Source organism: Pseudomonas saliphila (assembly GCF_008638345.1).
GTDB lineage: Bacteria > Pseudomonadota > Gammaproteobacteria > Pseudomonadales > Pseudomonadaceae > Halopseudomonas > Halopseudomonas saliphila.
This window is the reverse complement of the sequence record NZ_VTVA01000004.1, coordinates 274,698-288,845: the sequence shown is the minus strand read 5'-3', so window position 1 is coordinate 288,845 and position 14,148 is coordinate 274,698. Positions and strand designations below refer to the sequence as shown.

Here is a 14,148-nt window from a genome sequence, read left to right as displayed (position 1 = left end):
CGGGCGGCACTTTTCGAGCTGTGTGCCGTCATAGCGCTACGCTTGCAGCGATAGTGTGATAGTCAGTCGTTTCAGGAAAATGTTTGGTAAAACGTCGTGTTTCCTAGCGTGCAATCTGCTCCACGCCAGCTGCTGCCCGCCGGATACGTATCCGGCTGGACACGGGGAAAAGGACACATGATGACGAAGACCAACCTGGTGTGCTGGATGGCGTTGGCACTGATGACGACGGGCTGTGGCGGGGGAGGTGGAGGGGGATCGGATGCCCCTCCGGATACGCCGGTAGAAGAGCCACCAGCAACCGAACCGCCGCCGATAGACGAACCCCCCGCAACAGACCCACCGCCCATCGATGAGCCACCTGCAACGGACCCACCAGCCGAGGAACCGCCGGTCAGCAACCCGCCACCCGGCGGCGCGGTATCGCGCCCAGCGCCGTCTCTCGGCTGCGGTGGGCCGGCGCCGAAATCGGGCACCCGTACCATCACCCTGGCCGGCACTGACCGGCAATATCTCCTTGATCTTCCGACGGGCTACGACGCAAACACAGCCTATCCGCTGCTTTTCAGCTTCCATGGCCGTGGACGCACGGCAGTCGAGTTTCGCGGTAGCAACGAGCTGAAGGAGACTCTGGGTGACGCCGTGATAATGGTGCATCCCCAGGGGCTGCCTGACCCGACTGCACCGGTTGAACCGGAGCGCGCTAGCTGGGAGCGCGCCGGCGATCGCGATATCGACTTCTTTGATGCCATGCACACCGAATTGACCACCGAAGCCTGTGTTGATGAGAACCGCATGTTCACTACTGGCATGAGCATGGGTGGCTTCTTTGCGGCGAGACTGGCTTGCGAGCGCGGCGATGTGGTACGAGCATTTGCTTCAGCAGCTGCGGGGCCGCCGCTCAAGAGCAACAGCGAATGCGTGGGGCGCGCCGCCGCCTGGACGGCACATGATCCTCAGGATCAGCTGATCGACTACACAACCGAAGGGCTGGCGCTGCGGGATTACTGGTTGGATGCCAACGTCTGCGGGGAAGAAACCCGCCCGCTCAGTAACGGCTGTGTGGAATACACCAACTGCGACGCCGGTTATCCGGTGCGCTGGTGTCAGTACAGCCAGGCAGACAAGCCCTATTCCAACCATCATGAATGGCCGAGTTTCGCCCCCCAAGAAGCGGGCGACTTCTTTCTGACGCTGGAATGAGTTGATGATCAGGGAAGCGAGCCAGTGCAGGCCTCGCTTCCGTCAGTCTCGATTCCTGTAGTTGACACCAGTCTCATCGATACACCCCCCACCGTTACAACCTTTGCTGATTCGAAGCCTGTCCATGTCTTCGCATCCGTCTTCTCTCCGGCTGCAACAAAGACTGGACCAGGTCCGCTGGAGCTATATCAGGGCCTCGAAGTTGATGAGTTCATCACAACCCGAACGGTCTGGTCTGCACTTTACAGCGAGGTCAGCATCAGATTCGGCTGACGCTTGTGGCCTGAGCGTGAGAGTAAGTCGTATTGGGAAATGTTTGAGTAAAACGTCGTGTTTCCGTTCGTGCAGTCTGCTTCCACGCCTGCCGCTGACCACCGGACTTTTCCGGATGATAAGGGGGAAACGATGACAAAAACCAAACTGATGTACTGTGTGGCGCTGGCGATTCTGGTGACCGGTTGTAGCAGTGGGGGTGATGATGACGATTATGAAGCCCAGCCTGAAGTAACTCCGACGGGACCGGGTGCCGAGGATACCGGTATCGATCCCGACGCCGACACACCTGCTGCCGAAGATCCCGCTCCGGCCGACCCGATAGATCCGGTAGACCCACCGCCGGTTGACGATCCGATAGCCGAACCGCCGCCTCCACCCATCGCGGGACCAACACCCGCCGCGCCCTCTATCGGCTGCGGCGGTCCGGCACCGAAAGCAGGTGAGCGGACCATTGCAGTGGGCGGCGACAACCGTCGCTATATCCTTGATCTTCCTACAGGTTATGACCCGGCCAAAGCCTACCCGATGGTATTCAGCTTTCACGGACGCGGAGACGAACAGAAGGACAAGACCAAGAACTACAAGGCTACCAATGGCGTAGTCGAAACCATGGGTGACGCGGCCATTGTGGTCCATCCGCGGGGTATGCCGGTGCCCACCGCTGCGGAGTATCCCGAGCGTAATAGCTGGGAAACGGTTGGTGAGCGAGATCTGGCCTTCTTCGATGCGATGTATGAAGAGCTGCGCGGGGAAGCCTGCGTGGATGAAAACCGGGTATTTACCATCGGCATGAGTATGGGCGGTTTGTTCGCCTCGCGCCTGGCCTGTGAACGGGGCGACGTCGTGCGGGCATTCTCTGCAGTGGCTTCCGCTCCCCCGCAGAAGAGCGCGGCAGAATGTGTCGGACGCGCAGCCGCCTGGGCAGCCCATGATCCCGAAGACAAACTGATTCCCTTTGAAAACGGTCTGGCCCAGCGGCAGTACTGGCTGGACGCGAATATGTGCGGGGAGGAGACCCGGCAGCTGAAAAATGGCTGTGTGGAATACACCAACTGTGATGTCGGGTATCCGGTGCGCTGGTGTGAATACAGTCTGGCCGAGCAGCCTAGCTCGAGAAACCACGAATGGCCTGGATTCGCGGCCGGTGAGAGCGCCGTGTTCTTCCAGTCGCTTGACTGATTTCAGTTGACCACCTGGAACGCGGGCCGCTCATGGCCCGCGTTCTGATCTAAACCCTGTCAAACGGTCGCGGCGCCAAACTGCAATTCGGCCAACCGCGCATACAAGCCATTACAGGCTACCAGTTCCTCATGCGTGCCAACCGCTACCAGCCTCCCTTTATCGATGACCGCAATGCGATCTGCGTTCTTTACTGTGGCCAGGCGGTGAGCGATGACGATGGTGGTGCGGCCCTGGGTCAATCGGGGCATTGCCTGTTGAATCAGGTACTCACTGCGCGCATCCAGCGCGCTGGTTGCTTCGTCGAGCAGTAGGATGGGCGCGTCGGTCAACAGTGCGCGGGCGATGGCAAGGCGCTGCTTTTGCCCACCTGACAGGCCTAATCCGGCATCCCCGAGTTGCGTGTCATAGCCGTTGGGCATGTCTGCGATGAACTCGTCGGCGTGCGCGGCGCGGGCAGCGGCCTCGATGGCTGCTGAGCTCGCTTCCGGCCGGCCGTATCGAATGTTGTCGCCGACGCTGCCGTAGAACAGCGCCGGGTTCTGCGACACCAGGGCGAAGCAGGCGCGCAGCTGTGCCGGGTCGAGTCGGCGAATATCGAGACCCTCGATCGTGATGCGTCCGCCGGAAACATCGAAGAAGCGTAGCAGCAGATCAAACAGTGTGGACTTGCCAGCGCCGGAAGGACCGACCAGGGCCAGGGTTTCGCCGATGCGTATGTGCAGTGACAATTCCTGGATCACTGTTGCGTCCGGACGAGTGGGGTAGGCGAATCTCACCTCTTCAAAGGCGATGCCCTCGACCAGTTTGTCCGGCAATTGCGCCAGGCCTGTCGCCGGTGGTGCAATTTCCTGCTCTGTCCGTAGCAGCTCGAGAATGCGTGCACCAGCGCCCGCCGCGCGTTGGAGTTCACCGATGACCTCGCTCAGCGCGCCTGCAGCGAGCCCCACGATCAGACTGTAAAACAGGAAGGCGGCCAGCTCGCCGAGGCTGATCCTGCCGGCGAGCACGTCCATTCCGCCGACCCAGACCATCATGCCGATTGCACCGAGCACCAGCACAATGACGACAGAGGTCAGCCAGGCCCGCTGACGGATGCGGCTGCGGGAGACTTCAAAGGCCTGCTCGACGACGGTACTGAAACGCGCTCGGTCCTGCGTCTGATGGTTGTAGGCCTGGACCGTCTTGATCTGGCCGAGCACTTCGCCGACATAGCTGCCCACGTCCGCAACGCGGTCCTGGCTCAGGCGCGACAATCTGCGTACGCGTCGACCGAAGAATATGATTGGCGCGACGATCAGTGGCACCGCCAGCATGACAATGCTGGTGAGTTTCGGGTTGGTGATGACCAGCAGAACGATCCCGCCGATCAGCATCAGCCCGTTACGCAGCGCGATGGACAGGCTTGAGCCGATTACCGATTGCAGGACGGTGGTGTCGGCGGTGAGACGCGACTGAATCTCCAACCCCCGGTTGGTTTCGAAAAAGCCGGGATGCAGATCAATGACATGATCAAACACCTGCTTGCGGATATCTGCCACGACCCGCTCGCCAATCCATGACACCAGGTAGAAGCGGGCATAGGTGCCAATCGCCAGCGCCACCACCATGATGAGGAACAGCCCCACACTCTGATTGAGCAGCTCAGGTGAGCCGGTAACAAAGCCCTGGTCAACCATGAGACGGAGTCCCTGGCCGAGCGACAGGGTGATCCCGGCAGTGAACACCAGTGCAAGCAGGGCGCCTGCGACTCGCCCCCGGTAGGGGGAAACAAAGCGCAAGGCGAAGGCTAGGGAGTTAGACCTGGACATGGGTGCTCCGGCTAAGGTGAGAGCGCTATGCTACATCGGATTGACCCCGTTCCGGTGCATGAGTGCAAAGGTCTGTTGCAGGCATGCGTCTATTCTTTCTGTCATCATGTGCGCTTTGGTTCCGGCTGGTCTATGCCGGGATCTGCCTCCGGAATAGTCTATGCCGTTTAAAATTCTGCTCATTCTGGGTGGACTGAGTGCCTTTGGTCCGCTCGCCATTGATCTGTATCTGCCAGCGTTTCCGGCAATGGCCGTTGCCTTGGCCACCGACAGTGAACATATTCAACTGAGCCTTTCGGCCTATTTCGTCGGCTTGGCCCTCGGCCAGCTGTTTTATGGCCCCGTCGCTGACCGGTTTGGTCGCCGCAAGCCGTTATTGTTTGGCATTGGGCTGTTCTGTGTGGCGTCGCTGGCCTGTGCCCTGGCGCCTACCATCGAATGGCTGATTGCCGCGCGTTTTGCGCAGGCGCTGGGCGGTTGCGCCGGAATCGTGGTGAACCGGGCGGTGGTGCGTGACTTGTGTGAGCCGATTGAGGCCGCCAAGGCATTTTCCCAGTTGATGCTGATAATGGGCGTTGCGCCGATCCTGGCCCCCCTGGCTGGCGGTTTGCTGCTGGAGCTGGGTAACTGGACCTGGATCTTCCTGTTCTTGACATTATTCTCGGCAGTATTTTCCTTTGCAGTGTTTTTCGGACTAAAAGAGACGCTTGCACCCAGCGCCACGCCGCCGGCCCTCTCCAGCGCCCTGGGTCGCTATCGCCGACTGTTCAGTGAGCCGCTGTTCATGTTTCATGCGCTTACCGGCGGCATTGCAATGGCGGGCATGTTTGCCTACATCGCCGGCTCACCCTTCCTGATCATCGAGCTGTACGGCATTCCCGCCGCACATTTTGGCTGGTTCTTCGCCATCAATGCCTCAGGTTTTATCCTGTTTGCGCAGGTCAATAGCTGGTTGTTGCGTCGGCGCCCACCGATGAAGCTGCTGCGTGTTACTACCCTGTTCTTCGCCGTAAGCAATCTGATGTTGCTAGGCGTCGCGATCTATCAACCCGATACCCTGTGGCCATTCCTGCTGCCGTTGTTTGGCAGTGTGGCAGTGATTGCCCTGGTGCTGCCCAACTCATCCGCCGAAGCCATGGCCGGGCAGGGGCATCAGGCCGGGGTGGCGTCGGCATTGATGGGCACCATGCAATTTGTCATCGCCGGTATCACCTCAGCGTTGGTTGGCCTATTGCACGACGGTACAGCCGTGCCCATGACGGCGGTCATGGCAGCCTGCGGTATCGGTGCGCTGGTTATGGCGCAGCTGGCTCAGCGCACGGCTGCGCGGAAAAAACAGGCGGCACTGGCCATCTGAATGCAGCTGATCAACGATTAGCGATAACGCCGCTCTGGCTGGTGCCGCTGAAGCGGACCGGAATCGTGCATCTGCGGTGGCCGGCGCATCTGGGTGTTGCCGGTGCCTAGCCGGTTCTCACCGGCACGTGGATTACCCGGCTGTGCATGGGGATTGTACTGTTGCGGACGTTGACGGCGGTATTGTTGGGAGCCGTCATAGTAGCGGTGCTGCCGCTCGGACCGTTGGTGCCGGTTACGGTCGAACTTATCATTTCCATAGCTCGGGCTGAGTCCCGGGCGCGATTCGCCGGAGCTGAAGTACAGTCGATAACCGCTGGATTGCACCTGGACGGAGGGTGCGGAGCGGTAGTGGCTGGGCGCGCGATAATGCCTGTCGCGGACGCTATCGGCCTGGGATGGAGCGGCTCGATAATATCCGCCGTCGGCGCTGGCCGGGCTGCCCAGCAGGAGTCCGGTGATAAGGGCTGGCAGGCACAGTAGCCTGGCGGCACGAGGAAAGTTCATGAGCGGATCTCCCGGGGAGGTTATACCTCATAGGACCTCCTGAGCCGGCAAAGGTCAATGGCCAGCGCAGGCTTTGTGACGGCTGGCCGGTAGACCTGCTGCAGACTTAGCCAAGCGGGTACTGCTTCAGCTGTGCAAGCAGTTCCGAGTCCTCATCGAGACAGCGCAAATCGAGAATCAGACGACCGTCATTGATCCGCCCGATGACAGGTATGGGCAGATTTCTCAGCGATTTCTGGGCCGATTGCAGGCTGCGATTGGCGTCGCGTTTGCTGGCGATGGGGGTCAGTACCAATGCCTGGCTGGGTAACTGCTCGACGGGCAGGGCGCCACTACCAATCTGGCCCATGACCGGTTCCGAGGTCACTTCATAGCGTGTGCCAGCCCAGAGCTGGATGGCGGGGATCAGTCGCTCAGCCTGTTGCGCGATCGATGGTTGCGACCGGCTTAGCCAGCGCAGGCTTGGCAGGCGGTGGGCGAGCTGCTCGGGGTTGGCATAAAGGCGGAGCACGGCTTCGAGGGCGGCGAGGGTAACCTTGTCGCAGCGCAGCGCCCGCTTCAGGGCATTCTTTTTCAGACGCTCGATCAAGACGCGCTTGCCGACAATTATTCCGGCTTGGGGGCCGCCAAGCAGCTTGTCGCCGCTGAATGACACCAGATCCGCGCCGTTGGCCAGACTGTCCATCGGCGTCGGCTCATAAGGCAGTCCCCAGCGACGCAGATCCACCAGACTGCCGCTGCCCAGATCCACGACATAGGGCACGCCATGCTCGTGCGCGGCTTGCGCCAGCTGAGCCTCGGGGACGCTGGCGGTAAAGCCCTGTATCACATAGTTGCTGGTGTGCACCGTCATCATCAGTGCGGTTCTGGCTTCGACGGCCTCGTTATAATCCCTCAGGTGGGTACGGTTGGTGGTGCCTACTTCTCGCAGCTTGCACTGGGCGCGCTGCATGATGTCCGGCACGCGAAAGGCGCCGCCGATCTCCACCAACTCGCCCCGGGAAACGATCACCTCCTTGCTACGCGCCAGGGTATTGAGCATCAAGAGTACGGCTGCAGCATTGTTGTTCACCACCGTAGCAGCTTCAGCGCCGGTCAGACGGCACAGCCAGGCCTCGACATGACTGTCACGGTCGCCACGTTTGCCGGTCTCCAGATCAAACTCCAGATTGCTGGCGCCGCGCGCAACCTCGCACATCGCCTTGATGGCTTCTTCCGGCAAGGGCGCGCGCCCCAGGTTGGTATGCAGAACGGTGCCGGTCAGGTTGAACACCTTGCGCAGGGATGGACTGAGTACGCGCACCAGGTGCGACTCGATTGCCGCAGCAAGCAGGTCGGGTTCGCAGGGGGAGTTGTGTTGTCTGAGCAGATCGAGCTCTGCGGTCACTGCCTGTTTTACCAGTGGCTGGCCATGGTCCTGCTGCAGCTGCTGAATAAGTGGCCAGGCGAGGATCTGATCGACTGAGGGTAACAGGCGGCGGATATCTGCTTGCTGATTCATGGGACCCCAGGTTAACGACCGATGGTAGGAGCGGCTGTGACGCTTTTGTATGTGACCTGACCATAGCATGGCGGTTCGATTGGTGCTGTCGGAGCGCAGGCGCGCTACAACCCCAGAAAGGGCATACAAAAACGCCGTCATCCCGAAGGACGACGGCGCTAGTCGGTCACGCTGACGGTGCAGGCAAGATCAGCCTGCAGGCATAGTCAGGCGTTGGCCCAGCGCTTGAGGATAAGCGTCGCATTGGTGCCGCCGAAGCCGAAGCTATTCGACATGACCAGGTCCACTGCCTGGTCCAGACGCTCGCGCAGAATCGGCAGATCGCCAGCGTTCTCGTCCAGCTCTTCGATGTTGGCTGAAGCGGCAAGGAAGTTGTCGCGCAGCATCAACATGCAATAGATGGCTTCCTGTACACCGGCGGCGCCCAGAGAGTGACCCGACAGACTCTTGGTCGAGCTGATCTTGGGTGCCTTGTCGCCGAATACTTCACGGATGGCCTTGAGTTCAGCCACATCGCCCACTGGGGTGGAGGTGCCGTGAGTATTGAGATACTCGATGGTGCCATCAACGGTGGCCATCGCTTGCTGCATGCAGCGAATAGCGCCTTCGCCGCTGGGTGCGACCATGTCGTAGCCGTCAGAGGTCGCGCCATAGCCGACCACCTCCGCATAGATTGTCGCGCCACGGGCCAGAGCGTGTTCTAGCTCCTCGACCACGACCATGCCGCCGCCGCCAGCGATGACGAAACCGTCACGCTTGTTGTCGTAGGCGCGCGAGGCTTTCTCGGGCGTCTCGTTGTATTGAGTCGAGAGTGCACCCATGGCATCGAACAACATGGACTGTGACCAGTGCTCTTCTTCGCCGCCGCCGGCAAACACCACGTCCTGCTTGCCGAGCTGGATCAGCTCGGCAGCATGACCGATACAATGCGCGCTGGTGGCGCAGGCAGAGGAGATCGAGTAGTTGACGCCCTTGATCTTGAACGGGGTGGCCAGACAAGCAGACACCGTGCTGCTCATGGTGCGCGGCACACGATACGGCCCGATCTTCTTCACGCCTTTTGTGCGCAGGATGTCGACCGACTCCATCTGGTTCAGGGTCGAGGCACCGCCGCTACCGGCAACCAGACCGGTGCGGACATTGCTGACCTGATCATCGGTCAGACCTGAGTCGGCAATAGCCTGTTGCATCGACAGATAGGCAAATGCCGCGGCATCGCCCATGAAGCGCTTGATCTTGCGATCGATGGCCGCATCAAGATCGATCTTAACGCTGCCGGAGACATGGCTGCGTAGCCCCATTTCAGCGTATTCTGGGTTGAAGGTGATGCCTGGCTTGCCCTCTTTGAGGCTGGTAGCCACGGATTCAACATCCTGGCCGAGGCAGGACACGATACCCATACCGGTAATCACGACGCGTCGCATAGTGATGATCCTCAGAAACTGTCAGTAGAAGTGAAAAGACCCACCCGCAGACCTTCGGCGGTATAGATCTCGCGACCGTCAACGGCCATGGTGCCATCGGCAATGCCGAGGGTCAGGGACCGGTTGATGGTGCGTTTGATATGAATAGTATAGGTAACCTTCTTTGCGGTCGGCAGGACCTGACCGAAGAACTTCACCTCGCCGGAGCCGAGAGCACGACCGCGTCCCTCAAAGCCCAACCAGCCAAGGTGGAACCCTACCAATTGCCACATCGCATCCAGCCCCAGACATCCGGGCATGACCGGATCGCCTTCGAAGTGGCAGGCAAAAAACCACAGATCAGGATGGATATCCAATTCGGCAACAATTTCACCTTTGCCAAAGCGGCCGCCGGTCTCGCTGATGTGGACGATCCGGTCGATCATCAACATGTTCGGGGCGGGCAATTGCGCGTTTCCGGGGCCGAATAATTCACCGCGGCTGCACTGTAGCAGCTCTTCCCGGCTGTACGCGTTTTGTCTAGACATAGAAGCTCCTGCTCATCCCCAGAAGGTTGGGGCGCTAATGATTCGGCTTGGCGGTAATAATTGTGTGATGACTCCGCCAGCGTAAGCTCAGACTGCTGACCAGGGGCGAAAGTCACACCATGTCAGACCAGAGGCGCTAGAGGATACCCGCAAGGCCCGCCAAGGACAAAATTTCTTGCCGTCGGCGGGCCGGGGAGGCTGCTGATCAGTCCAATTCGCCATAGGTCGCCTGGAAATTATCCCGCAGTTCGCGCTTGAGTACTTTACCGATAGCGCTGCGCGGCAGCTCGTCCGTCAATATCAGCCGATTGAGCCGCTGGGTCTTGCCTACCCGCGCATTGAACCACTGCAATATCGTTTCGGCGTCAGTTGTTGCGCCCGGTTTGAGTACCGCATAACCCACCGGCGTTTCCCCCCAGCTGCGCGACTGCACGCCGATCACGGTAACTTCCTGCAGATCCGGGTGCTGGCGCAGCTCGGCCTCCAGATCGCTCGGGTAAATGTTGAAGCCGCCACTGATGATCATATCCTTGCGTCGATCCATCAACGTCAGGAAACCATCCTCGTCGAAACGGCCGACATCGCCGGTGCGGATGAAGCGTTTGCCAGTGCTGTCGTACCATTCAGCTTCGGCGGTTTTCTCCGGTTTGTTCAGGTAGGCGGTCATCATGGCTGGCGAGTGTCCCACCACCTCGCCGATCTCGCCGCGCGGCAGCTCGTTACCTTCTTCGTCGATGACGCGAATGTCGTGGCCACTGAGCGGTTGGCCAACCGTTGCCAGCTTGTCGGGGTGGGCGTGGGCGGCAAGCATGCAGGAGCCACCGCCTTCGGTCATGCCGTAGAACTCGAGCAGGCCGCCGGGCCAACGCCGCAGGATGTCTGCCTTGAGTTCAGCGTGGAAGGGTGCGCTGGTGCTGAACTTCATCCTGAAGCTGGACAGGTCGTACTGATCGAAATCGTCACGGTCCATGATGCGCTGGTATTGCACCGGAACCAGCATGCTGTGCGTGGCGTGGTGTTTGGCAGCCAGTTCGAGATACTTTTTCGCGTCGAACTTGCTCATCAGTACCAGTGAGCCGCCCAGACCCAGCGTCGGCAGGAAGGAGACCAGCGTGGTGTTGGAATACAGCGGCGTCGACATCAACGTGACGCACTCCGGTCCATAACCGAACGCCAGGCCGCGCTGGATGTGCGACCAGCGCATGCCGTGGGATTGGACAATGCCCTTGGGCTCGCCGGTGGTGCCGGAGGAATAGATGATGTTGAAGGGCATATCCGGTGTCAGCTCAACCGGTTCCGGGGTGCCATCGCCCAGCCATTGAGAGAAGCCCTGCGCGGGACGGCTGTCATCCAGCGTAAACAGCGGCGCCGTTATGCGCTCCTTGAGATCAGCCAGCTCCCGGTCGCTGTGTTGATCTACGAAGAATAATTTCGCCGCCGAATCCTTGAGCATGACCAGCAGGCTTTCCGGCGTCGAAGAGGGCGCCAACGGGGCGACCACCACGCCGGCGCGCAGCGCGCCGACGAACAGGATGGCGTAGTTGATTGAATTGCTCGCGCAGATCGCGATGCTGTCGCCGGGCTGCAGGCCGTCACGCTGGAGAGATGCCGCCACCCGGTCGGCCAACTGGTCCAGCTCACCATAGGTAACCCGGCGATTATCCTGGATCAGTGCCGGATGATCCGCCCGGTCGCGCCCGTGCTGGGCGATCAGTGCCGGCAGTGTGGTGAAAGGAGAGTCGAGGGTAATTGGCGAAGCAGCATTGGCACTCATCAGTTGTCTGGCCCTGTTTGATGGTAGATGCCCTAGTTTCGCCATTTGCCGGACAAGTTTCCATCACCGCGCCTTCTGGCGTCCGGGCAGAATGATGCTCGATCAGTCCGGTAAATGGCGCAGGCTGCTGCGCAGCGGCAGCGGTGACTTTCTGCCGTCGGTGATGGTATGGGCGAACGGCAGGCGCAGCGTAAAACAGGAGCCTACATTGGGCTCACTGGTGGCGATGAGATCGCCACCCATGCTTCGGGCGAATGTTCGGGCGATGGAAAGCCCCAGTCCGGTCCCGCCGAACCGCCGCGAGGTGCTGCTGTCCGCTTGCTGGAATGCGTCGAACATGTTTTCCAGGCGCTCCGGTGCAATGCCAATGCCGCTGTCGCGCACTTCACAATGCAACAGGACCTCTGTGCCCTGCTTATGCCACCGGGCATGGACCTGAATGTCGCCTTGCTGGGTAAACTTCAGTGCATTGCCGATCAGATTAAGCAGGATCTGGCGCAGCCGGGTCGGATCGCCCGACACCTCGCTGAGTTCGGGAGGACCATCAAGGTCGGTGACCAATTGCAAACCCTTTTGCGTGGCAGCAAAGTCGAAGGGGGCTATAACGCTGGCGAGCTGCTCGCGCAGGTTAAACGGGATACATTCGAACTCGACGGTGCCACTTTCGATCCGTGATAGATCCAGAATGTCATTGATCACGTGGAGCAGATGGTCAGTCGATTCTCCGGCAATATGTATGTACTCGGCCTGCTCGGCATTGAGCTCAGTGGTTTCGAGTAGCTGGAGCATACCCATGACGCCATTCATCGGGGTGCGCAGCTCATGACTCATCATCGCCAGAAAGTCTGATTTCGCGCGGTTGGCACGCTCGGCCTCTTCCCGCGCGGCGATCAACTGCTGCATGGCTAGTTCTTGCTGTTCACGGGTTCGCTGAAGCCTGTCTGCGAGCGCGTTGATATGCGCGCTCAGGCGCCCGATTTCATCGTCGCTTTCGCTGACAAGGCGTGTTTCCAGCTTGTTCCGCTTCAGTGCCAGGACCGCTTCGCTCATGTTTGCCAAAGGTATCGCCAGGCCACGGGCCAGCCGCACCGCCAGGAGCAACGTGGCCAGCATCGCCATGCCGACGAAGGCGGCGCCCCATAGGATGTCCTGTCGCCGGCCGCTCAGTGCCTGATGGTTGAGGACGACCTCCACTCGACCCAGAAAATCATGCTGAGTGTCAGGGTTTGTTGGAAGGTCGAGCATATAGAGTTCATGGGCCAGCGTGATGCGTTGGCGCAGGATATCGGCGCTGAATACCAGATTGTTCGGCTCAGATACCATGTCGCTGGCGTCCCGGGGCAGGCGGATAAGCAGTTGCCCCGCACGGTCATATACGTTGATTGCGACCACATCGCGAATCTGCAAGGCACCTGTTATGAGGCTTTCAAGCGTGGCCAGATGTCCGGTCATGACCCCGAATTCTGCGGTGGACGCCAGCTGCGTAGCGATCAGCTCCCCCGTTTCATGTTGTTGGCGCTGGACATCATCCAGCCGGGCATTGACGAAGTAGAGGAACAGGGTGATCCCCAGTATGACGGCGGGCGCCAAGGTCATCAGAATCAGGCGATTATGAAAGCTGCCTCGTTTCCAGTGCTTCACCGCGCGGTCTCCATGTGCATCAGCGCCTGCGCCAGTGCGGTATCGTCCGGCGTCGGGAAGCCAAGCGACCGAGCGAGGTGTGGGTTGCTGATTACCGAGAAATGTCTGGGGTAGCTCATACCGGCAGGAATTCCTTCAGTCAGTATTTTGCTAACGCTGTGTGCCGTATCGCCAGGTGAGCTGAATGTCGTGCTCAGGCTGCCGGCTGCAATATAGGGCGCGCTTGGGCCGATCATCACCTTGTCCCTTGCGTAGCTGGTTAGCAACAGGCTTCTGAGGTTGTCGGCGTGGAAGATAGTCTTGTCGTCGAGCGCCATGAGCACGTCGCTGCGAGAAAGCACCTCAGTCAGGCTGCGGATCAGGTCGTCCTGGTCGTCGATGTTTTGCGCCGATAGCCCGAGGCCTGCAGCGTCCGCAGACTGTTGCCAGGCGGGTAATTGCAAGCGGCTGGAATCGTCGTATAACAGGCCGAGTGTCATCATGCGCGGCATCAACAGGCGAGCAAGGGCCACCTGCCGCGACGGTTTCGGACTGACGAGCAGGATGTGGAGTGAGTCCGCAGGTGAATCGGGTTGATAGTGCTGGATCTGCTCGAGACCCAGATAAGCGGCCACCGTGGGCGTTCTGGCAAGATGTTGCTGTTGCCATTGGAAAGCTCGCCATCCCAGGGTCACAACCGCGTCCGGAGTTCGATCCGAAAGACGTTCGCCAAGCGTACGGAAAACGATCTGGTCGTCTGGCCGAAGCTGTTGCAACGCGGCAGTAAATTCATCAGCCAGTTCTGTGGGTTCGGCCGCCAGGACTGTCAGGTTGGCTGCCCAGACAGGGTGTGCCAGCAGCGCAAAGCAGGCAGGCAGCAACCATCTCAGGCGGCTCACCGGTAGCGTTCCAGAGGGGTGGTAATAGTCATCAAACATCCTTGTCAATGATCTATAAGTGTGACCTGGAG

General features: G+C 60.0%; 11 protein-coding genes. 3 read left to right on the top strand and 8 right to left on the bottom strand.

Annotation, left to right across the window (positions count from 1 at the left end; translation table 11 throughout):
- Positions 1-177: 177 nt before the first annotated feature.
- Positions 178-1,203: an alpha/beta hydrolase family esterase gene (locus FHK95_RS06860; RefSeq protein ID WP_150303847.1), complete on the top strand. Its 1,026-nt coding sequence runs from the start codon at positions 178-180 to the stop codon at positions 1,201-1,203.
- A 405-nt stretch (positions 1,204-1,608) separates the two neighbouring features.
- Positions 1,609-2,658, top strand: a complete 1,050-nt coding sequence (locus tag FHK95_RS06855; protein ID WP_150303846.1) for an alpha/beta hydrolase family esterase — start codon at positions 1,609-1,611, stop codon at positions 2,656-2,658.
- Between the two features lie 59 nt (positions 2,659-2,717).
- On the opposite strand, the gene FHK95_RS06850 is transcribed toward FHK95_RS06855, so the two are convergent.
- Positions 2,718-4,469: an ABC transporter transmembrane domain-containing protein gene (locus tag FHK95_RS06850; protein ID WP_150303845.1), complete on the bottom strand. Its 1,752-nt coding sequence runs from the start codon at positions 4,467-4,469 to the stop codon at positions 2,718-2,720.
- Positions 4,470-4,629: 160 nt separating this feature from the next.
- On the opposite strand from FHK95_RS06850, the gene FHK95_RS06840 reads away from it, so the two are divergent.
- Positions 4,630-5,826, top strand: coding sequence for a multidrug effflux MFS transporter (locus FHK95_RS06840; RefSeq protein ID WP_150303844.1), 1,197 nt, complete (start codon positions 4,630-4,632; stop codon positions 5,824-5,826).
- Positions 5,827-5,843: 17 nt separating this feature from the next.
- On the opposite strand, the gene FHK95_RS06835 is transcribed toward FHK95_RS06840, so the two are convergent.
- The 7 genes from FHK95_RS06835 to FHK95_RS06805 all read right to left on the bottom strand — a co-directional run bounded on the left by FHK95_RS06835 (position 5,844) and on the right by FHK95_RS06805 (position 14,077).
- Complete coding sequence (locus FHK95_RS06835) at positions 5,844-6,332, bottom strand: hypothetical protein (RefSeq protein WP_150303843.1); 489 nt, start codon at positions 6,330-6,332, stop codon at positions 5,844-5,846.
- Between the two features lie 106 nt (positions 6,333-6,438).
- A complete protein-coding gene (gene selA / locus FHK95_RS06830) occupies positions 6,439-7,833 on the bottom strand; it encodes an L-seryl-tRNA(Sec) selenium transferase (RefSeq protein WP_150303842.1) in 1,395 nt (464 codons plus the stop codon).
- A 206-nt stretch (positions 7,834-8,039) separates the two neighbouring features.
- Positions 8,040-9,257, bottom strand: coding sequence for a beta-ketoacyl-ACP synthase I (gene fabB, locus FHK95_RS06825; RefSeq protein WP_150303841.1), 1,218 nt, complete (start codon positions 9,255-9,257; stop codon positions 8,040-8,042).
- Positions 9,258-9,268: 11 nt separating this feature from the next.
- The gene (gene fabA / locus FHK95_RS06820) at positions 9,269-9,784 is read right to left on the bottom strand and encodes a 3-hydroxyacyl-[acyl-carrier-protein] dehydratase FabA (protein WP_150303840.1); all 516 of its coding nucleotides are present in this window, start codon (positions 9,782-9,784) and stop codon (positions 9,269-9,271) included.
- Between the two features lie 205 nt (positions 9,785-9,989).
- Entirely contained in the window at positions 9,990-11,558 is a 1,569-nt protein-coding gene (locus FHK95_RS06815) for a class I adenylate-forming enzyme family protein (RefSeq protein ID WP_150303839.1), read from the bottom strand.
- A gap of 102 nt (positions 11,559-11,660) precedes the next feature.
- Entirely contained in the window at positions 11,661-13,199 is a 1,539-nt protein-coding gene (locus FHK95_RS06810) for an ATP-binding protein (protein ID WP_150303838.1), read from the bottom strand.
- Positions 13,196-14,077 carry a hypothetical protein gene (locus FHK95_RS06805; RefSeq protein WP_150303837.1) on the bottom strand — a complete coding sequence of 294 codons (882 nt, stop codon included), beginning with the start codon at positions 14,075-14,077 and terminating at the stop codon, positions 13,196-13,198. Before FHK95_RS06805 ends, FHK95_RS06810 begins: the two co-directional genes overlap by 4 nt.
- Positions 14,078-14,148: the final 71 nt, after the last annotated feature.

Excerpts from the sequence above, each read along its gene's own strand:
- FHK95_RS06815 (WP_150303839.1), bottom strand. The coding sequence starts at position 11,558 with ATGAGTGCCAATGCTGCTTCGCCAATTACCCTCGACTCTCCTTTCACC.
- fabA (WP_150303840.1), bottom strand. The coding sequence starts at position 9,784 with ATGTCTAGACAAAACGCGTACAGCCGGGAAGAGCTGCTACAGTGCAGC.
- FHK95_RS06855 (WP_150303846.1), top strand. The coding sequence starts at position 1,609 with ATGACAAAAACCAAACTGATGTACTGTGTGGCGCTGGCGATTCTGGTG.
- FHK95_RS06850 (WP_150303845.1), bottom strand. The coding sequence starts at position 4,469 with ATGTCCAGGTCTAACTCCCTAGCCTTCGCCTTGCGCTTTGTTTCCCCC.
- selA (WP_150303842.1), bottom strand. The coding sequence starts at position 7,833 with ATGAATCAGCAAGCAGATATCCGCCGCCTGTTACCCTCAGTCGATCAG.
- FHK95_RS06835 (WP_150303843.1), bottom strand. The coding sequence starts at position 6,332 with ATGAACTTTCCTCGTGCCGCCAGGCTACTGTGCCTGCCAGCCCTTATC.
- fabB (WP_150303841.1), bottom strand. The coding sequence starts at position 9,257 with ATGCGACGCGTCGTGATTACCGGTATGGGTATCGTGTCCTGCCTCGGC.
- FHK95_RS06840 (WP_150303844.1), top strand. The coding sequence starts at position 4,630 with ATGCCGTTTAAAATTCTGCTCATTCTGGGTGGACTGAGTGCCTTTGGT.
- FHK95_RS06860 (WP_150303847.1), top strand. The coding sequence starts at position 178 with ATGATGACGAAGACCAACCTGGTGTGCTGGATGGCGTTGGCACTGATG.